Source organism: Chitinophaga filiformis (assembly GCF_900102545.1).
In the GTDB taxonomy this organism is placed as follows: Bacteria; Bacteroidota; Bacteroidia; order Chitinophagales; family Chitinophagaceae; genus Chitinophaga; species Chitinophaga filiformis.
The window spans coordinates 205,870-229,066 of sequence record NZ_FNBN01000010.1; the positions used below are offsets into that span (position 1 = coordinate 205,870).

The following is a 23,197-nucleotide window of genomic DNA, read 5'->3' on the forward strand; positions in this document are numbered from 1 at the left end:
TTAAGATCTGAGTTAATGCAGGCCTTTGCTAAGAAGGTCCAGCTCATTCATAGACAAGCCTTTCAGGGTCATATCACTTGGAGTAGCTACCTGTTCCCTGTCTGCGCAATAGGCAACAATGTCCTTTAAACCATCAGCTATCGCTATCTCCAGCTGGCGGATCGATTCATGCGTAAATAATCCGGAATGATAGGCGAGATTGAAAGACAAGCTGCCATCCTTAATGAAAGAAGATATGGAAAGGTGGAAGTCCCATTCCCTGTCATTACTGAAGTTTGGTCCTTCCTCACCTGTTATCTCAAACAGCTCAAGGGAGGCCACTTCATCAAACTGGCCAAGGTAATTATAACTGATAGCAGGATAACCTCCCGGCAATGCTCCCGGCGTAAGATATCTGAGCACGCCATAACCGATTCCTTTCGCAGGCACACTCCGCAGCGACTCTTTAGTATGAATGATCGCATTCCTGATATCATCCCCGATGGTGATCATCAACGGGTAAAGAGAAGTGAACCATCCTACTGTACGTCCTACATCAATACCGGGAACGATCTGTTCCCTGCCATGCCCTTCCATAGATAAAAGCAGGGGGGCCGTGCCGAACACCTTTTTCATGGCTAAGGCAAAACCTGCCATTATCAGGTCATTCGCTTCTGTCTGGAATGCAGCATTGGCCGCTCCGGTTAAAGCGGTGGTAGTATCTCTGTCCAGGATAAACCGATGCTGGTGAAGTTCATCCAACCGGTATTTCCTGCGCTCGCCATTAAACTGTGAAGCAATGTGCGACCAGTATGCCTTTTCCTGTAACAATGCGGAGTTATCAGCATATTGTAATAATGACGTTGCCCAGTGGAGGTAAGAATGGGTCTTAGGCGGCAATACAGGCTCCTCTCCTTCCTTCAGCTGAAGACATAAGGTATGAATATCTTCCAGCAGGATACGCCAGGATACGCCATCTACTATGAGGTGATGCATGACGATCAACAACCGGTCGCCGTCTGACATATGGAACAAAACAGGTTTCATCAGGGGGCCTGTTTCCAGGTTGAGCGATCGTTGATAATGCGCTGACCACATTGCCAGATCATCCTGCGGCGTTATACTGCCACTAAGATCATGCTCCTGCCAGAACAGTGCGAGCTCGGGCCCCTGATTCTGCTGGATCCATTTACCGTTCTGCAACGTGAAGGTCATTCGTAATGCATCATGATGGACCTGCAATCTTCTTAGGACCTCCTTCAAAATATCAGGAGCTACCTTCTCCTTAAAGCGTAGTGTGACAGACTGGTTAAAGTGATGCACCGGCCCGCCGTTCTCAAAGAACCAATGCTGAATATGGGTTAAAGGTAGTTCTCCGCTTACTGCCGACTGATCTGCCTGTTGTCTGTCTTTCTTCAAAGTAGTTGCCAATTGCGACAGCACAGGATATTGTAAAATATCGCGGGCGGTCGTGCCATATCCCATCCTGTGAAGACGGGCTGCTATCTGCATAGCCTTGATGGAATCGCCACCTACCTGATAAAAATTATCATCAGCGCTGACAGGACTGGTCCTTCCCAATACCTTCTCCCATATTTCTGCGAGCAAAATTTCTTCTGTAGTGACAGGCAATGTGCGCGTATCAGCATGTGTTTTTTCCTGCACGGTTGGCAATCCCTTCTTATCTATCTTACCATTAGGTGTGAGCGGGAATTTATCCAGCCTGATCATGTTTGCAGGAACCATATATGCAGGCAAGGCATCCTGGAGATATTTAAACAACAGCTCATCTTTTACAACAGGAGATGCCACAAAATAACCAACCAGGTATTTATCCTCACCTGAGGTACCGGTAGTAACAAAGGCTTCTGTTACACCTGGGTATTGCCGGATCGTATTCAGGATCTCTCCTGTCTCAATACGGTGGCCCCTTATCTTCACCTGGTCATCTACCCTTCCCAGGAATTCAAGGTTTCCGTCAGGCAACCAGCGCCCTACATCTCCTGTACGATATAAACGCCTGCCGTCGACAGTGATGAACTTTTTGGCGGTTAGTTCTTCACGACCCCAGTAACCTGTTCCCACACCATCACCTTCTACGCAAATCTCGCCGGTAACGCCGGCAGGTAATACGCGGTGATGCTGGTCCATGATATATACACGGGTGTTGCCTATCGGCGCTCCGATAGGAACACGGGGTCTGTTTTCGTCTTCGGGCGACACTTTGTACATAGACACACATACAGAACACTCTGAAGGACCATAAGCATTCCAACAATCCATAGTGGCACTATAGGCAGTGAGATCCCTGACACGTGCTTCCTCACCTGCTGTGATCAGTACCCGTATCCCTTTCAGGGCCGTTTCCGGCAGCACAGAAAGATAGACCGGCGGTAAGGTCATGACCGTCACCTGCTGTGCTGAAATATAATCAGCAAAGCGACGGGGATCTTCGATCACTGCTTTGTCCGCCATTACCAGGGAGGCTCCGGAAAGGAGCGCCATCATACATTCCCATACAGAGGCATCAAAAGAAAGAGAGGCAAACTGCAATATCCTGTCATCAGGTGATATTTTAAAATAATGCCGCTGACTGACCACCATGTTGACAGCACCCCGATGATGGATCATTACGCCATTAGGGACTCCGGTAGATCCCGATGTATATATGATATAAGCCAGATCATCGGCCTGTACATGGATACCGGTGGCAGGTTCATTCGACTGGATGAGCTCCTGCACAGATAACAGCTCGCATGCAGGTAATTCTTCTTTCAGATCGCTTAAGAGGTATTGCATCCCTGTGTCAGAGATAATACTCATCTTCCGTTGGAGTGGATATGCAGGATCAATAGGTACATACACCGCCCCTGCTTTCAGGATGCCCAAAATAGCAATCGGCATGTATATTGACCTGTCAGTCATCACACCCACCGGCATTCCTTTGCTAACCTGCTTATGTTGCAGCAGATAAGCAGCAACTTTACTGGCAGCATCATTCAGCTGATTATAGGTAAGCCGGGCGGTTTCACTGATAACAGCAACAGCATCCGGATAAGCAGTTACCATCTGCCGGAACTCCTCTAAAATCGTTGATTCTCTATTATAGGGCAAATGAACATATAGCGATGCCTGTTCTTTTAGCGTAAGCCCTAACAACCTACTGAGCGGCTGTTCGGGATCTGCCGCGATCGCTCCCAGTAATGAGGAAAAATGCCTGGAAAGCTGTTCTACCAGTGCGCTGTCATAATACTGCTGATTATATCCGAACTGCACCGAAATGGTTTCTCCCGGTGTGATGATCAGATAAAAATTATAATGGCTACGTTCTTCGTATTCCAGATTGTCTATAGTAAACTGCCATACTCCTTTATCGCGCTCGTTGATAGTGGCTACCTGCTCATCTACCTTTTCCGCCAGCGGATAATTTTCAAAGACCATGATATGATCCAGTAATTGTGTACCTGCATCTGATACCCGCTGGATATCTGCAAGCTGGCAGTAATGATAGGGGGCGTTGGCTACCTGTTGTACCTGCATTTGATACAGCAGGTCTGAAAATGTCTGATCATCTTCAAAACGAACCCTTACAGGGATCGTGTTTACAAAAAGGCCGACCATCGATTCAATACCCGGTATCACCTCCGGTCTTCCGGAAACAACGGCGCCGAACACCACATCTTCACGGTTATTATAAAGACCTAACAACAACCCCCATACTGATTGCAGCAGTACGTTCTGTGTAACACCTTTTCCGGCAGCAATTGTATGCAGCGTCTTTGTCAGCTGCTCAGGAATATGCAAGCTTACCTTACCTTCTTCATACTGTGTAGTTAATACCTGCTTCCAGGCAGGCAGTGTAGCCAGTTCAGTATATCCTGACAGGTATTTGCGCCAATGCGCCAGCGAAGCCGCCTTATCCTGTTTTTCCAGATACAGGATATAATCCCTGTAAGGAGTTACTGCATTGAGGTCAGGTGTTACCCCCTGTAAAAGAGCATTATAATGCTCAAAGAATTCATTGATGAGAATAGCTGAACACCAACCATCCATCAGGATATGATGATAACTCCATACAATATCAAACTCACTGTCAGATAATTTGAACACCGTCATCCGCATCAAAACATCTTTATCCAGCCTGAAGCCCCGCGATTTATCGGATGCCCTGTATGCATCCACATATGATCGCTGCGCAGCCGGCTCACTGTCTGACAGATCAATAAATTTAAAGAAAGGCTTCCTGTTTTTCAGCACGATCTGAAGCGGCGTATCCGTAAGGTTTTCTGAGAATGCCGTCCGCAGTATATCATGTCGCACAAATAGCCCCTGTAAGCTTTTCTCCACAAACTTTTCCTGCAACTGCCCCTTTAAAGAATAATATACCTGACGGTAATAGGCATCTTCTGTCTGCACGCCTGCCAGGAATAGCATACCTGCCTGCAGCGGCGACAATGGATATATATCTTCAATATCCATTTCTTTTGTCAGTTTCTCCAGCAACGCTTCCGGTATATCTTTAAAGGTCAGGTCGCAGGGCGTCAATATCCGTTTTTGCTGTTGCAGACAGTTGCTGATCACTTCCAGCAGAGATGTTTTGTAAGCCTGGATAAGGGTATCTATTGTAGCAGCATCATATTCCTTTACATTATACTCTATGGAAAGTTGCAACTTTTTATTGATGACAATGCCACCAACATCAAGGGAATAAAATGCGTTCCAGCTTTCATCCGTATTACGCCCATGATCTTCTTCGGCCAGCGCCAATCCGGGCTTAAACTCTCCCAGGTAGTTAAAACTGATGACAGGTTGCTGTTGCGTATGTAATGCCTGTTGTGTAGCCTCGTCTCCCAGGTATTTCAATATTCCGTACCTGATCCCTTTCTGTGGCACACGATGCAGGGATTCCTTTACATGTATGATCTTCCTGGAAAGTGTATCTGCCCGTGAAATATCCAGTAGCACCGGGTACACATTGGTGAACCATCCGATGGTACGGGTGATATCTACCTCTTCGCCGAATATCTCTTCTCTGCCATGACCTTCCAGCGCAACAAGGCATTTGCGGATATTGAATGTTTTCTCCAGTGCGCAGCTCAGCGCCGTCAACAGGATATCATTCACCTCAGTACCAAATGCATTGGGTACCTTCTCTAATAACTGTACCGTTGTAGCTTCATCCAGCTCAAAAGTATCCGCCCCTCTATCTGCCAATGTATTAGACACAATCTCATGATCCCTGGGCAAAGAAGGCAATGGCTGTTCAGTCAGCGATAGCCAGTATTTCAACTCCTGCCTGCAATCATCTGTTTGTGCATAGGCATGTAACTTTTCTGCCCATAATTTATAAGCATCTGTCTTTAATGGCAAGGCAAGGGATTGTCCTTTTTCATATTGCTCATATAAAGACTGAATATCTTCACTCAATATTCTCCAGGATATACCATCCATCACCAGGTGATGTACAATGATCAACAACCTGTCGCCATCCGGCAGTTGGAACAGCACCACCTTCATCAGCGGGCCATGTTCCAGGTCAATAGATGCCTGCAACTGATCGGCGATAAGGGCCATATCCTGCAATGGTTCAGCGGCTGTAAGAAGATCAATCCTGGTAATATCCGGTAGCAGCTCAGGGCCTTTATTCTCCGCAATCCAATGACCGGCAACATTCTGTCTGAACGTGATGCGAAGTGCATCATGATGTGTCTGAATAATAGCAAAGACATCACGCAACCCTTGTTCTGACCACCGGTGCCCGGCTTTGAAGAGGACACTCTGATTGTAATGCTGCATTTGCAAATAACCAGACGCCAGGAAGCGCTGCTGAATAGGCGTCAATGGCATCACACCCTGTACAGGCAATTGCGAAGCTGTTCTGGCAATCTCCTTTACATACCTCGCCAGATCGATCAGCACAGGATTTTCAAAGATCTCTTTTACACCTATCCTGAATCCGGCGCGGCTCATCCTGGAAGCCACCTGGATCGCTTTGATAGAGTCGCCGCCCACTGAAAAGAAATTAGCAAGCGTGCTGACCTCCGCATGTCCCAATACCTCTTTCCATACTTCCACCAGCTTTTCTTCTATCAGTGTTCTGGCCGCCTGCATGACAATCTTCTTTGCACCTCCCGGCAACGGCAACAACCGTCTGTCTATCTTTCCGTTTGCTGTTAACGGGAACTCCTCCACCTGTATAAAAGTGGCCGGTATCATATAGTCCGGCAATGTGTCCTTCAGATAGTCCCTCAGGATATCCTCCGTAAGGGGAATACTCTCCTGATAATAAGCCACCAGGGAATATTGCTCTTCCTGTTTCAAAGCAATCACCAGCGCATTCCGGATAGCTTCATGTCTTAGTAGTACCGCCTCTATATCGTCTGTTTCCACACGGTATCCACGAATCTTCACCTGGTTATCCCGGCGGCCTACAAACACGACTTCACCACCTTCTGTATAATATCCCAGGTCGCCGGTCCGGTATAAACGTTCTCCTTCTCCCCATGGAGCCCTTACAAATTTCTGCTGTGTCAATGCTTCCTGATGCAGGTAACCGATGGCTAAACCAGTTCCCGCTACGCAGATCTCTCCTGTGATCCCCACCGGCAGGTGTTGCAACCCCGAATCGAGTATAAATACCTTGTTATCCGCTATCGGCCGGCCTAAGACAGGACGCTCTTTATCGTACACACCGGCCAGCGTACCAATGGTTGTTTCAGTAGGCCCATAATGGTTCACCACCTTACATTGAGGGAATGCCTGCAATAAGGTATGAATATCATCCGGACGGATACTTTCACCGCCGGTAATAATGAGCCGTAAACTCATCCGGGGAGCCTCTTCGCCAAATGCAGGATCATTCACCAGTACATCGAGATGCGAAGGCGTCAGTTTGAGGAAAGTGACATTTTCATCTATGAGCAATTGCACAAATTCTTCCCGGTCAAAATAGTCACCTCCTTTACCTATTACCAAAGAGGCCCCAGTTGTGAGCGCGCCCCACAAACTGGTATAGCCAAGGTCAAAGGCAATAGAAGACAGCATCAGCGTACTGTCGCCCAAACCTGTATCAAATATCGTTTTAAACCAGCTCACATAGGCCGCAAGGGCACGATAAGGGATGGTGACTCCCTTAGGCTTGCCTGTAGAACCGGATGTATAAATTACATAAACAGGATCTTCCGGAGTTTGCATGAGGACAAGGTTATCCTTCTCCTGCGGCAGATCACCCCATTGAATATCGGTAATGAAAAGCTGACCACTGTAATAATCCAGGCTGAACATATAGTTCGATTCCGTAATCAGCAATACGGGCGACGCATCTTCGAGGATAAGTGCTTTCCTTCTATCGGGGAAAGACACTTCTATAGGCAGCCATGCAGCACCGGCTTTCATAATCGCCAATAAGCTGATGATCATTTTTTCAGAACGCTCCATCATTACGCCCACCAGATCACCAGGTTTAATCTGCAGTTGCTGGCGCATGTAATGCGCTAGCTGATTCGCCTGTTCATTCAATGATTGATAAGAGAGACGCGTTCCTTTATAAATAACCGCTGCCTCATCCGGATGCAGTTTTGCCTGCTCTTCTATCATTTCATGCACCAGCAAACCAACATTGGTAACAGGTACCGGAGGAACAGAAAATCTCATGATCCTTTCCAGTTCCTGCGCCGTCAGATATGGTACAAAGCGTAATGGCTGATCAGGCATTTTTACCACCGCCTGCAACAACTGCTCAAAATGCGCTGTCATCCTCCGCATCCTGTGTTCACTAAACAGGTCTGTGTTGTAAAGGACCGTCATTTCTATGCCTCCATCATGCGATGCAAAGAAGAAGGTAAGATCAAACTTTGCCAGCTTGGTTTTCTTGCTATAGTCATTCACCCGGATGTCTTCCAGCAACGCCACAGCATCTTCGCCTGTATCCGTATCCTGCATGGTGATCGCAATATCAAAAAGCGGATTCCGGCTCAGGTCCCTTTCCAGCTTCAGATCATCCACGATCATATCGAAGGGATAAACCTGGTGGGCAAATCCATCCAAAGTAGTGCCCTTCACTGTATTCAACAGCGCAATAAAACTATCATCCCCATTAAACCTATTGCGCAATGGCAGCATGTTGACAAAGAACCCTATCTGGTCTTCCAGCTCAGGGTGATCCCTATCCGACACCGATGCCCCCGTCACTATATCTTCCTGTCCGGTATATTTATACAGCAAAGCATTCACTGCGCTGATCATCAACATAAACATCGTAGCATCAGCCTTTCTTCCCAATTGCTCCAGTCCCAGTTTGAGTTCCCTGCTTAGCCGGCTGTTTACCGTTGCCCCATTGTATGTTTTTCGTGAAGGTCTTACCGCGTCTGTCTGAAGTTCCAACACAGGAACGCCGTCTGCAAACCGGGACATCCAGTAATCCTTATGAGCATGATATGGCTCCCCGGATAATGCAGCCAGCTGCCATGCACTATAATCTTTATAATGTATTCTCAACGGCGCCAGATCCGGTTCCTTACCGGCAAGATAAGCCCTGTAAACAGTCAGTACTTCCCGTATAATAATATCAAGGGACCATCCATCAGAAATAATATGATGCATGGTAAAGATGAAAATATACCGCTGATCTTCCATCTGAATCAGCCGTGCATACATTAAAGGCGCTGTGTCAAGCCGGAAAGGGCGCCAGGCCTCCTGATCTACCAGCTTTGACGCCACGGCCTCTTTATCGGCCACCGTACGCAGGTCTGTCAGCTCCACCCTGAAAGGGAAATTGGCAACGGGATGTACAACCTGCTTGGGTACACCATCAACGGTAATAAAAGTTGTCCGTAATATTTCGTGCCGTTGAATAAGATAGCGGAACGCCTTGTCGAACAATGTATCGTCAATATCACCTATCAGTTCAAAAGATTCAGGAATATTATACGCACCAGTGGTATGGATCTGCTCTGACAGCCAGATCCTGCGCTGCGCATGAGATACATCATAATATTCCTGTACAGGAACGGGATGTATGGAAGTATATGCATGAATATGCTGGTCTTTTAATAATGCCGCCTGCTTTTGAATAGTCGCATTGATAAATATATCCTTTAGGTCCAGGCGACAACCCATTTCTTTATAAATAGCAGAAATCAACCTGACCGCTTTTAATGAATGACCACCGATATCAAAGAAGTTGGCAGTCACAGATATACGGTCAAGGCGCAATATTTCCCGCCATAATTTCAACAATTGTTTTTCTCTCTCATTCGACGGTGCGACCAGTTGTTCCTCTGCCAGGTATTGCTGATCATGGATGGTTTGCCTTAATTGCTTACGGTCTACTTTACCATTGTCGGTCAATGGCATTTCATTCAGCACAAGAAACCGGGAAGGTACCATGAAGGCGGGTACCTGTTGTTCGAGCCATGATTTGATGGTAGTGGTATCAGGATTTTCTGCTTCCGGTGCAGCCACTATAAAAGCAACCAGGTCCGTGTTCTGTTGCTCATCGATTATATCCAGCACGATCACCTGTTTTATGGCCGGATGCCGGAGCAACAGCACTTCCACTTCTCCCAGCTCTACTCTCTGGCCCCTGATCTTCACCTGGTGGTCTTTCCTGCCAATGAATTCAAGATTGCCGTCAGGCAGCCAATATCCCAGATCTCCTGTACAATACATCATTTGACCGACGGATGTAAAAGGATCTTTATGAAATACCGCCGCTGTCTTTTGCGGTTCATTGAGATAACCACCGCCGACAGCGATACCTGCCACACAGATCTCTCCTATCTGTCCTACAGGACATAACCTGTGATATTTATCGAGTATATAGATACGGCAATTATCTACCGGCCTACCAATGCTGATCTTATCATCAAAGGTGGCTGCACTGACCACATTCATTGTTACATCATCCGAAGCTTCTGCAGGTCCATAAGCGTTGGCTACTTTCACGCGGGGATAATACCTGAACCATTCCTTTACCAGTAAAGGGCGGATGGCTTCTCCACATAAGATCAGGTATTTCAGGGCAGGGAAAAAGTTCTCATCAGGATATTGCGCCAGCTCCTGGAGGATAGCTGTCAGGTAAGACGGCACCCATTGTAGTACTGTCACCTGGTCCTTTTGCATTTCTCTCAGTAAGGCAGCAGGGTTATGGATCAATGACTGTGGATAGATCACTGTCTTCGCGCCGGTGAGTACACCTGTAATTAACTGCCATACGGAAATATCAAAACTTACCGGTGCTGTTTGTGCCACTACACTATTTTCATCTATTTCAAACCGGCGGATCATAATCTGACAATGGTTGACCATACCAATGTGCAGATTCAGTGCACCTTTGGGTTTTCCGGTAGAACCAGAGGTATAAATAATAAAACTGGTATCGTCCGGCAGGAGCTTTACCGCTGGCTTTATAGCAGGATGATGGCTATATTCATCCGTTCCGGCAAGCCTTAGGTTGCCAACTGAAGACGATGTAGCCCGATCCAGCAATAATATGGTTTGCAGTTCAGTAGCTGCAGCCACACTTTCCCAGAAAGCGGGCCATTCGCTGATATTAGCTGAGCGGGTGATCAGTATACCTGCCCGGGTATCTGTCAACAGGTCAATCATGCGTTTTAAAGGATAAGCAGGATCGAGTAACATAAATGCACCACCTGCTTTGAAAATGGCTATTATGCTTACCAGTGTATCGATAGAACGCTCAAATAATAATGGAACGAAATCGCCCTTCTTTAACCCCTGCGCCAGCAGCCATTGGGCCAGCTGGTCAGACAAGGCATCGAGCTGGCTGTATGTCAGCGTTTCTGTTCCACACTGTATCGCGATATGATGTGGTGTTTGCTTTACCTGTTCTTCAAAGTATTCAACATAGCTTTTATCGGGGACAGGTGCATGTTGACCAGAGCCATTAAATCCATAGATCAATTGTTCCTTTTCCTCAGCTGTTAAATGCTCCAGGGCATATAAAGGAGATGCCGGCTGGCTGACAATAGCGGCTAACAATTGATGATAATGGCTGAACATGTTTGTAATGCGCCAATCATCAAAGATATCTGTGTTATAAATGATGCTGACATCAAAAATTGCCCCTTTCCTTACCACGTCGATAGATAGATCAAACTGCGCGGTATCCGTATTACCAGGAATAGCATGAATGTCCATAGTATCAGTATCAGACATCCCCGCATCAATACTGGTAGCATCGGCAGGCACGGTTATCATGACATCAAACAAGGGAGAACGGCTCAGGTCTCTTTTTAGGGAGAGGTCATCTACCAATCGGTCAAATGGATACTCCTGGTATGTGCTGGCATCGAGGATTGTTTCTTTTACCTGGTGCAGCAGGGCTGAGAAAGGCGCTTCAGCACTAATCTTTGTACGTAAGGCCAGGGTGTTCATATAAAGCCCTATCTGTCCATTCATATCTTCACTGGTGCGATTAGCAACTGGTGTACCAATGACGATATCTTCCTGCCCGGTATACTTAAAGAATAAAGCTTTAAAAGAGGCAACAAAGAACATGAACCAGGATACCCGTTCCTGCCTTGTCAGTTCCTGTAATTTAGCCGAGAGAGAGGCATCCAGTGAGAACCATTGTTGCCGGCCACTGGCTGTCATAATAGGTGGCCGTGGCCTGTCTGCCGGCAGATCCAGCACAGGTGCTCCTCCGGAGAAACGGTTATTCCAGTAAGCACCTGCAGCACTCAATTTCCCCGCACTCAACAGCTGTTGTTGCCAGATTGTAAAATCCCTGTACTGAATGGTCAATGGAGGAAGTGTATGCTGTGTACCATTTACATGGTTATTATAATAGAAAAGCAGTTCCTTCAATAAAGTTTCAATAGACCATCCATCAGAAATGATATGGTGCATATTGAGCAGGAAATAAAATTGCTGCTCTCCGGTCTTCACCAACTTACTTGTCAGTAATGGCCCCTGCTCCAGCGGAAAGACGGTAAGTCCTTCCTGTTGCAGGATATTTTCCGCAGCAGCGTTTATATCCTTTGCCTGGCACAGATCAATATAGTCAAAACGGAATGCCGTAGTAACAGAACCAAGCACCCGTTGCCGGAGTTCCCCATTCCATTCAACGAACACCGTCCGCAGGCTCTCATGCCGTTCCACAACCCGTCTGAATGCCTGCTCAAAAGCGACAGGTTCGACGTGAGAACGGATGATATATGTCATGGGGATATTATACGCCCTGTTATTATCTCCAAACTGGTTTAGTACCCACATCCTGCGCTGCGCGTCTGATGCCGGATAATGATCCTGCTCTTCAGTGATCGTTACTCCATCCTTTTCCTCAAAGGCATCGGGATATTTCTCCAGATAGGCAATCAGTTCATTCCTGTGATTTTTGATCTCTGCCAGCAATACTTCAGAAACGGTATTTTTTGGCGCTACCAGCCGCAGTTTATCATCCTGCAGCATGACCTTCACCTGTTGCTTTTTCAAGTCAGCAATAAGCCTTTCCATCAATAATACTTTTAAATGTTTTGTATCAGATAATGTTGGTTACAGGAAGAACTCTTCTACTTCCTGCTCTCCCCTGGCAGCAGTTGCAACAGGCGCCTCAGATTGTAGCTGATCCATCAGCATCGCCAGCTGGCAGATATTCGGTTGCCCAAAGAACTTTCTCAGATCAATATGAAGACCCGTCATTTTCACAATACGTGCAATGATCTGTGTGGCTTTTAATGAATGGCCACCAATATCAAAGAAATCGTCGTGTATACCGATAGGCCGTATACCCAACACATCCTCCCAGATACCTGCCAGCAATTGCTCGGTGGCAGTGACAGGTGGTACATATTGCTTTAGGGGAGCCATTTCCGGGGCCGGCAATCTGGAAAGATCTACCTTGCCATTTACGTTCAGTGGCACTTCGGCAATAACAGCCACCGCAGCCGGGATCATATGGAATGGCAGTCTTTCAGCCAAGGCCTGTTTCAGATCAGGGGCAGGCATACCTGGCTCCATTACGAGCCATGCGACCAGTGCTTTTTCTATCCCCGCACCCTGCACCGCCACAGTTACATGCTGTATACCCGGCAACTGTTTAATGGCATATTCAATCTCTCCGGGCTCAATACGGAATCCTCTTATTTTCACCTGCCGGTCTATCCTTCCTCTGAAAATAACATCCCCTGTCGGGCTCCATCTCCCTTTATCTCCGGTCTTATAAAGACGCATGCCCTGGTGTACAATAAATTTCTCTTTTGTCAGTTCGTCCCGCTTCAGGTAAGCAGCAGCCAGCCCGGCCCCTCCCAGATAGATCTCTCCATCGACGCCCACAGGCACTGGTCTGAGCCCTTTATCAAAAATGAATACGGATGTATTGGAAACAGGTTTCCCAATGGTAACAGGTTGTGAAACATCAGTCATCGCACAAATGGTGGAATAAACTGTATTTTCTGTAGGCCCATATACATTATAAAGCACAAATTGAGGTCCTGCTTCTGCTAAACATTTCCGGACATGCCATACAGAGGCTTCTTCTCCGCCAAAGATGATCCAGTCCATTGTACGACCTATGGCTGGCGCATGTTCTATCAGCAGGTTGAATAAAGCTGTTGGAATAAACATAGTTTCGATACGCTGTTGTTTGATATACTCTTCCAGCGCGGCTATTGACAGCAGAAGATCTTTAGATACGATATGCAAAGTACCGCCATGCAGCAGGGTATCGTAAATACTGTCAACAGAACCATCAAACCCAAAGCTGGAAGCAAGCAATGCCTGTTTTCCATACACTGTTCTCGGCACAACGTTGCCTGTTACCAAACGCACTACACCACGATGAGGTACCATTACCCCTTTGGGGATGCCTGTTGATCCGGAAGTGTAAATGATATATGCGATATCATCTGCGGTTACATCACAAACACCATTATCATCAGGGTAGGTTTCCGAAGCAGCCAGCAATGCTGCAACGGAAAGGGTCCCCTCCTTATCCCCATCAATGATCTGCAATACAGCACCTGCGTCTTCCATGATAAACCGGACATTCTCATCAGGATAAGCAGGGTCTATCGGCACATACGTGCCGCCTGCTTTCAATACTGCCAGGATACAGGCCAGCATATTTTCACCCGGCTGCATGCGTAGCAATATGCGATCCTGCACTTTTGCGCCGAATGTTGTTCTCAGCGCCCTGGCCATCTTATTGGTAAGACTGTTCAGCATGCGATAACTCAATGTCCTGTCTTCACAAACTACTGCTGTAGCCTCAGGGTATTGATTGGCAGTCGCTTCAAACAGCGAATGGATACTGGCAGTGGAAGGGTATGGGAAAGGCGTATTACCCGAAAATGATTCGAGGATGGTCATCTCCCTGGGAGATAAATAATTAATGTCCTGTAATGGAATATGCGTGTTCGCCGCCACAGACAAAAACAGTTGCTTAAGGTGCGATATCATATTCCTTATCCTGTCGTCATGGAATAAACCAGTATTGTATTGCAGCTCCAATTGCAGCTGTTCATCTGTTGCAGAGAAATTAAAGGAGAGATGATACTTGCTTAAATTGGAAGGCAGCTCAAACGGTTCAATATGGATATCGCCAGGAACAGCGGTATGATTGTTTGTAAACAGGGAGTGTTGCAGGGAAATAATCACATCAAACACGGGCGAATGAAAATTATTCCGGGGCTGGTCCAGCTCTTCCACCAGCCGGTCGAATGGATAGACCTGGTGATCGAAGGCTTCCAGTATATTAAACCTGACCTTCTCCAGCAATGCGGAGAAGGTATCTTCATCACCGATCTTCGTACGGATAGGAAGCATATTCACAAAGAAGCCGATCATAGATTCAAGCTCCGCTTTATCACGTCCCGAAACGGGAATACCAATGATCAGGTCCTGTTGCCCTGTATAGTAGTATAACAACGCCTTCACCGCCGTTACCAGGGTCATGAAAAGAGACGCCTGGTGCTCTTCTCCCAGTTTGTGCAGGATCTCAGATTCCTGTTGGCTAAAGAGGATCTTCACTGTCCTGCCTTCAGATGATTGTTCTTTAGAGAGCGAAACATCTGTCGGTAATTCCAGCAACGGTAATTCACCTTCCAGCTTTTGAAGCCAGAAATTACGGTGATCCTGCATATGAGATTCCCGCAACTGCAGGTTCTGCCATGCGGCATATTCCTTATACTGTATCGGTAAAGGATCAAGGTTGGCAGGTATGCCTGTAACGAAGGAAAGATAAAGGCTTCTCAGTTCGTGGATCATTATTTCCATTGACCATCCATCAGAAACGATATGGTGCATGGAAATGATCAGCAGGCTTTTCTGCTGTTGCAACTGCACCAGTTGTACCCGGAATAAAGGGCCCTTCTCCAGGTGGAAGGAAGTATTCATTGCTTCCTCCAGTATCCGGATAGCGGCAGCTTCTTTATGTTCGACAGTCAGCAGATCATTGTAACCGATATTGAAATTGAAAGTATCTACAGGATGTATCTGCTGATAAAGGATATCATCTTCCATCAGGAAGGTTGTGCGCAGGCTTTCATGCCGTGCAATCAGACCGGCAAAAGCCTTTTCCAGTGCAGGCTTATGCAGCTCGCCATGGATGTATACAGGTGCAGTGATATTATATGCTGTACTTCCTTTCCCCAACCGGTCCATGAACCACAAACGTTGCTGGCCATTGGATACTTCGTAATAATCTGATTCAGGTAATAAAGGAATAGCCTGTACGCTGGTATTATCTATCTGCTGAATCACAGTAGCTAATCTGGCAATAGTAGGTTGATCGAACACTACCCGGATATCCACTTTCACACCCAGTTCCCTGGCGATCTTCGAGATCACCATCACTACCTTCAGCGAATGTCCCCCCAGCTGGAAAAAGTTATCATTCACGCCGATATGCTTTACATCCAATACTTCTTCCCAGATCGCTACCAGCCTTTCTTCCAGCAGTGATGAAGGCGCTACATAACCACCAGATGCACCTCCATGTGGCTCAGGTGAAGGAAGGGCTGCTTTATCCACCTTACCGTTCACCGTAAGCGGCAGATGATGCAGGGCGATAAAACGGGAAGGCAGCATATAATCCGGCACCCTGGCCTGTAATTGCTGCATAAGGCTTTCTTCAGCTTCTACCCCTTTCCAAACCACATAGGCTACCAGCATCTTTTCGCCCTTGCTGTCTTCTGCCACGATCACCGTACTGGCCTGCACGGCTTCACATTCATCTATCAACTGCTGAACCTCTCCGGGCTCTATACGATGCCCACGTATCTTTACCTGATCATCCATCCTGCCCATATAAGCGAGATCGCCATCAGGCAGCCATTTTCCTTTATCTCCTGTACGATAGATGCGTTGCCCCGTATAAGTACTGATAGTAAACTTAAGACCGTCATCTTCCGGCTGGTGCAAATAACCCTTTCCGACGCCCGGACCAGCTATCGTTATTTCACCGGGAATTCCGGGAGGTTGCAATCTGCCATACTGATCCAGTATGAATACCTGCGTTCCTTCAATAGGTTTGCCAATAGTAATACCGGAAGGATAGAATGGAATCTCCGACACTGTACAGCCTACCGTAGTTTCTGTTGGACCATACTCATTGAAGATGCGAACAGCCGGATTGATATTGCGCAGGATCCGTATCTGCTCTATGGTAAGCGCCTCACCTCCTACGATCACATGGCTCACATCTGTGCGCTGTATATTCAGGAAAGGCAACAGGTTAATATGAGAGGGGGTTAATTTTACAGCCCTGATATTACTTCCCTGGTCAAATATCTCGTGCAAGATATCACCGGTCTCATTCCCTCCCATGATATAAAGCGTATCTCCCCTCATTAAGGTTGAGAATATACTGGTAAGGGTAAGATCAAACCCTACTGCGGTAAAGAATGGGAATGAGAACCCGCTGCTATTATAGAAATAATACTGATTGGCCCATCCCAGGTAATAATTAAAATTCCCCCTGGTAATGGCGACTCCTTTAGGCTTTCCTGTGGATCCAGAGGTAAAGATCACATAGGCCAGGTCTGCTGGCGTAACTGCTACCTGAGGATTGGTATCATCTGTATCCAGATCTGCCATTTGTACATCCAGGGCTATCAGATGGCCACTGAAGACTCCCATCGCGCGGAACATCTCATTCATATCTGTGATCAGCACTACAGCTGCTGTCTCCTGCAACATATAACTGATACGATCCTCAGGCAATACAGGGTCAATTGGCAGGAAAGCTGCTCCCGCTTTCAATATACCCAGCATAGCGATCACCGTCCATTCTGAACGCGCCATCCATATGGCCACACATTGTCCTGGTTGTATACCTGCTTTGATCAGGTAATTGGCCAGACGGTTAGCTTGTGCATTGCACTCCTGATAACTCAACTGATGCTGACGGATACTAAATGCCGGTAAGTCGGGAGCATACAGGACCTGTTCTTCGAAACAGGCGATCAGGTCTTTTTCAGCAGCAATTAAACCGGCGGGTGCCTCCAACAACTGCTGGCGTTCCGTAACATCTGTCAGTTCAATATCACCAGCTCCCAGGCTATGGTCTTTCATCAGCTGGTCCAGGATCAGGGTAAACCTGCCGGCAATATCGCTGATGAAAGCAGGGTCATAGACATGTTCATTGTAGGAAAAATGAGCCGTCAGCTGACGACCGGGAACAAAGGTGATATACAGATCGTAGGTTGTTTCTTCCTGATTGGAAGACAACGCTATTGATAGATCTGTATCAGCATTGGTTTCTTCAAACGGGAAGTTCTCAAACCCTATGAAATGATCAAACAATACTTTCCCAGGTCCCGCAGCAGCCTGAATATCTGCCAACTGGGAATACTGGTACATCTGTGATTGCGCCTGTTCATATTGCACCTGGCGACACAGTTCCATCAGCGACCGGTTCCCTTTCACCTGCACCCTTACAGGGATCACATTAATAAATAATCCTACGATCCTCTCTACATCTTCTATTTCAGGTGGCCTGCCGGAAACAACCACACCAAATACGACGTCTTCCTGCAAGGAATAACGTCCCAATAAAGTAGCCCAGGCTACCTGCACCACGCTGTTCAATGTCAGCTGTTCGTTAGCTGCCAGTGCTGCCAGTGCCGTCGTTTTTTCAGCTGATAGCTGTATGGTGTGCTGTGCTTTTTTATAAGCATGCCCCTTTTTCTTTTTCCCGGGTAATGTAGCCAATGAATCATATCCGGAAAGATATTCCTGCCAGTATTTGTCCGCGCCTGTTTTATCTTTCTCCATGATCCAGCGGATATACTTACCATAAGGTACAGCTGTATGCGCTGTCACTTCCTTCGTGCCGTACAGTTCCATAAACTCATTGGCCAGTATGGAAGATGACCATCCATCCATGATAATATGATGATAACTCCAGTTGATCTCATACAGTTCTTCTGCCAGCTTCAATACGCTTACCCGCATCAGCACATCATGCACGAGGTCAAATCCTCTTTCTTTATCTGCATAGCGGAGGGATGCTGCTGCAGCCTCCACATCTGTCTCTGCTGAAAGATCAGTATATACAAAATCAACTTTCCTTTCTTTGAGAATGACCATTACCGGTTGTCCGACAGTTTCATCCTCAAAAAGCGCCCGCAATATCTCATGGCGCAGGAATAGCAGATCAAATACCTGCTGCACTTTTGAAGGCACTAGTCGTCCCTTCAACCGATAGCTTTGCTGCCGGAAGTATGCATCATCTGACCGCGAGGATTGCTTACTATGGAAAAACAATCCTGCCTGTAACGGAGAAAGTGGTAAAACATCATCAACAGGATACCGCTGTTCAAGCGAGTGAATAATATGGTCAGCGAGCCCCGTCAGTGTGTACTTATAGGCTACCGTTGCAGGCTTATTACAGGCATGTGCAATATCCAGCAATACTAATCTGATCTCTTCTCCAATACGTTGAATGGCTTTCCTGCTGAAACGGGCCATATCATAATTGAATTCGACCGTCAGCTGCGCACCACTCAGCACTGATGTAATATTCAACGGGAAGGCGCCCTGGTTTTCCGGATCACTTTCCATACCTCTTTCCTCTTCAGCAAATTGGAATGGACCATCATCCTCACCGGTATGGAATTGTCCCAGGTAGTTGAAGCAAACCTGCGGTACATTATTCAGGGGTTGATTGTCCAGGTATTTCAGGATACCATATCCCACACCTCCGGAAGGGACCTGCGCTAAAGTATGTTTAGTTGCCTTTAAAAGTGCGATAGGATCTGTTCCCTTTTCTGCATCGAGTACCAATGGATAAATACTGGTGAACCAGCCTATTGTTCTGGAAATATCCATCCCCGGTATAATATCTATACGACCATGCCCTTCCACTGCCAGCGCTACTTTTTTCATATCGTATACCAACGAAAGACCTTTGGATACAGCAGCCAGCAAGGCTTCATTCATCGTAGCGTCACAGCGTTCATGCAATCCGGTGCGTAATAATTCTGTCACAGTAGTATCCAGTGTAAAACTGAGACTATCTCTCTCTACAGATCCATCACCAGCCTTCAATGGAATCCCGGCAACACTTGCTGCTTCATCCTGTGCCTGCCAGTAGGAAAGCTCTTCCTTCACCACGGGAGCTGTTGCATATTGTTGTAAGGCTGCAGACCATTGCAGCCAGGCATTGGATGGCGTGCCTAATGTCATCTGATCTTTTCTCTCACTTTGTGCTATCAGCGTAGCCATATCCTCCAGGAAGATGCGCCATGATACGCCATCTGTAATTAAATGATGCATCACGATCAACAAACGATCCGCATCTGCCATTCGGAATAATCCCACACGCAACAGAGGGCCTGTAGTAATATCAAAAGATGCCTGTAGGGCATTCGCATGTTTTCTTAATTCAGCAAAGGGATATGCTACTTCCCGAAGATCAGTTTCCTCCAACGTAAAAGGAGCATACTGTCCTGATACCACCTGCATCCATTGCTGGTCTTCTTTACGAAAAGTGACCCTGAATACATCATGATGTGTGGTAATAGTATCAAGTACCGCTTTTATAAGCCCTGTTTCAAACCGTCCCTTTAAAAGCACCGACTGATTAAAATGATGTACATTTTTGAGCGTTCCATGTAACAACCATGATTGTACAGGAGTAAGACCAGCAGCTGCAACGGTCTCATAAGATGTCATATTTTCAGATTGTCCCACAGCTGTATTTTTAATCAGCTGTTCCAGCTCTGGATATCTGAACACATCAAAGACCCTGATAGCAATACCTTCTTTCAACAGTTTTGATACGAGCTGGATAGCCTTTATAGAATCGCCGCCCTTACGCAGGAAATTATCACGAAGGGATACAGGATCATAACGCAACACTTCTTTCCATGCTTTGGCAAAAATAAGTTCACGTGGAGAGGAAGGTTCTGATATGGCGCTTCCTTCCTGTACCTGCAGTCGAGGATCAGGTAGTTGTTTCCTGTCTATCTTGCCATTGGGTGTCATTGGAAACTGCGCAAGATGGATCAATACAGCAGGGATCATATAAGCGGGAAGAAAGCGTTCCAACTGTTGCCGGAGACTGACCGCCTGCAGCTCCTGTCCTGTGTAATAGGCAGCCACGTGATCACTGCCATCATGTTTGTAAGTGATCACTAAAGCATTGCCGATACCGGGTATTCTCTTCAACACCTGCTCTATTTCCTGCAGCTCCACTCTATATCCCCTGATCTTTACCTGGTGATCTTTTCTTCCTGTGAATACAATATTTCCATCGTGTTGCCAGCGTGCAAGATCACCCGTTTTGTACAGGCGCAGGCCTGGCACCAGCGGATGAGTAATAAATTTCTCTGCTGTTAAATCAGGAGCGCCAATGTATCCTTTGGCCACACCGGCGCCAGCTACACAAAGCTCTCCCTGCACACCAGCCGGCACTACATTACCAGCTTCATCCAGTATATATACCTGGTTGTTGGTAATGGGTCTTCCTATTACAGGAAAATCTCGGAAATGGCTAACACTGGTGGCATCAATGCGTGTAAAAACAGTGCCAATGGTTGTTTCAGTAGGACCATAGTGATTTACGAAAATGCAATCAGGATGGGCAGATAAATATTTTTCAGGGAAAGCAGGAGATAGCATTTCTCCACCGGAAACAATCAGGCGCAGGGAAAATCCCGCTACTACCTTCTCAAATTCAGGATGGTTCACTATCAATCCAAGATGGGAAGGCGTTAGCTTTATATAAGTGATCCGATTTTCTGTAATAGCGTCTGCCAGCGTTTCCAGGCTCCACTGCTCTGAATCCGACAATATGTACATTTTTGCACCTGCATACAGGGAAGACCACAAAGTAGTATAGACCAGGTCAAAAGCAATGGAAGAGAAAATAAGTGTGCTGTCATTCGCATTGATGGAAAATTCGCGTACAAGCCACTGCAGGTAATTTGCAAGATTAGCATGTGTAACCTCTACTCCTTTGGGTTTGCCGGTGGTACCGGAAGTATAGATACTATAGCATACCATCTCCGGAGATACTATTATCCCGGGGGTAGTAGTAGCATATTTTGCTGCTGCCGCCAGCAAGGCAGCAGGGGTTGTTACAACAGTGTGGTCACTGGTATGAGCCTGAGCAGTGATTAGCAATTTTGCATGACTATCTTCAATGATATACTGTAAACGCTCTCCAGGTAATGTCATATCTGCCGGCACATAACTGCCACCAGCTTTCAGGATACCCATTAATACCACCATCATATCCGCACTACGTGGTAACTGTACGACAACCTTATCACCGGGTTGTAAGCCATGGCTTTCTACCAGACAATGTGCCAGCTGATTGGCCTGCCCATCCAGCTGCTGATAAGTGAGGGTAGTATCTTCATACACAACAGCTATTCCTTGAGGGCGCTCTTTTACCTGTGCCATCCATGCCTCCGGCAAAGTCTTTTCAACAGGTACACCGCTTAGTTCTTTACTAAAATGATGTACAATAGTCTCATACTCTCCGGGGAAAATATCCTGTGCTTGAGCTACGGTAGTTATACGACCACTCACTACACCAGACAACAGCTCTTTCAGGGAATCCACCAGTGCATGTACATTCACTGAAGGCACATTCTCAGGCTCATAATAGCACACCAGTGAAAGACGATCTGTACCTTGCTGACAATTCAATGCCAGTAAATTCCTGTCAGCATAACTATATGTATCACCTATACGATACTTTGTACGCCACGCAACAGGTATCCATGTCCGCCCATCTGTAAAGCCAAAACCAGCTTTCGTAAAGGAATACGCTCCTTTCAACAGGGAGGTAACTTCATCAGGTGCATACATATCCTGCCATTGCCTTATTTCTTCCAGTTTACCGGCCAGTAAGCCGATCACTTCCAACACAGACTGTTCCCGGCTGATAGCTACCCGTAGCGGCAATATCTGCGCAAAAGGACCACTGATCTTTTCAAACGCTTCATAACTCCGGCAACTTTCTATCTTCCCCAGATCAGGATCAGCATGGGCCGTATACCTGCCCAGCAACAAATACCAGCATGCCAGTAATACCTCTTCAGTCTGCAACTGTTGCTGATCACAAAAGGCATGCAGTTCCTGCAATAAACTGCCGGTAATGCCTGTTGTATATGTAGCCGGATGAACAGGTGGTTGATGCAGCGTATTGGCCTGAAAAACATATCGCTGCTGCTGAATGTCATTATCTTTCCAGAAAGCACGTGCATCTTCATCACCTTCTTCCAGCAACTGATTGTGCCATTCCGAATATTGGATATATGATGCTACGTTATCCGTAGCAATGTCTTCCCCGGTCTCATACCACGCAATCAGTTCTTCGACAATATGCTGTAGTGTGATCAGATCTCCGGACATGGCTGATATACCCAATACCAGGACAGATTGCCCGTTTTCTGCTAATAACAGCGTTGCCGCTATTGTTGCTTTGCCGGCAACAATTTCCCGGATAGCAGTACTTACTGCTTCATCAAGTGCTGTAACCGATCTTATTTCCAGGATAAGCTGCATTTCCTCCGCCACCTGCTGACAGGCAAACGCTACATAGGGGCTGCTGACAAATGCTGTCCGGAAAATATCATGCCGTGATACAATGCGGTTCAGGGCTGTGGCCCAACGTGCTTTATCTGGTGTACCAGACAGGTAGATACTACATGCATGGCCCATTCCTTCCTGTCCGGCGGCAGCCAACGTCATTAGCCTCCTTTGTAAAGGAGAAACTTGAAATATATTTTCCATAGATCTG

The 23,197-nt window shown here is 46.7% G+C and carries 2 protein-coding genes; both read right to left on the reverse strand.

Features of this window, described 5'->3' with window-relative positions:
* Nucleotides 1-12 precede the first annotated feature (12 nt).
* Entirely contained in the window at nt 13-12,456 is a 12,444-nt protein-coding gene (locus tag BLR32_RS29760; protein WP_089837581.1) for a non-ribosomal peptide synthetase, read from the reverse strand.
* 39 nt (nt 12,457-12,495) lie between these two features.
* Nucleotides 12,496-23,190 (reverse strand): non-ribosomal peptide synthetase, encoded by a 10,695-nt coding sequence (locus tag BLR32_RS29765; RefSeq protein WP_089837583.1) that lies wholly within the window; start codon nt 23,188-23,190, stop codon nt 12,496-12,498.
* Between the last annotated feature and the right edge of the window lie 7 nt (nt 23,191-23,197).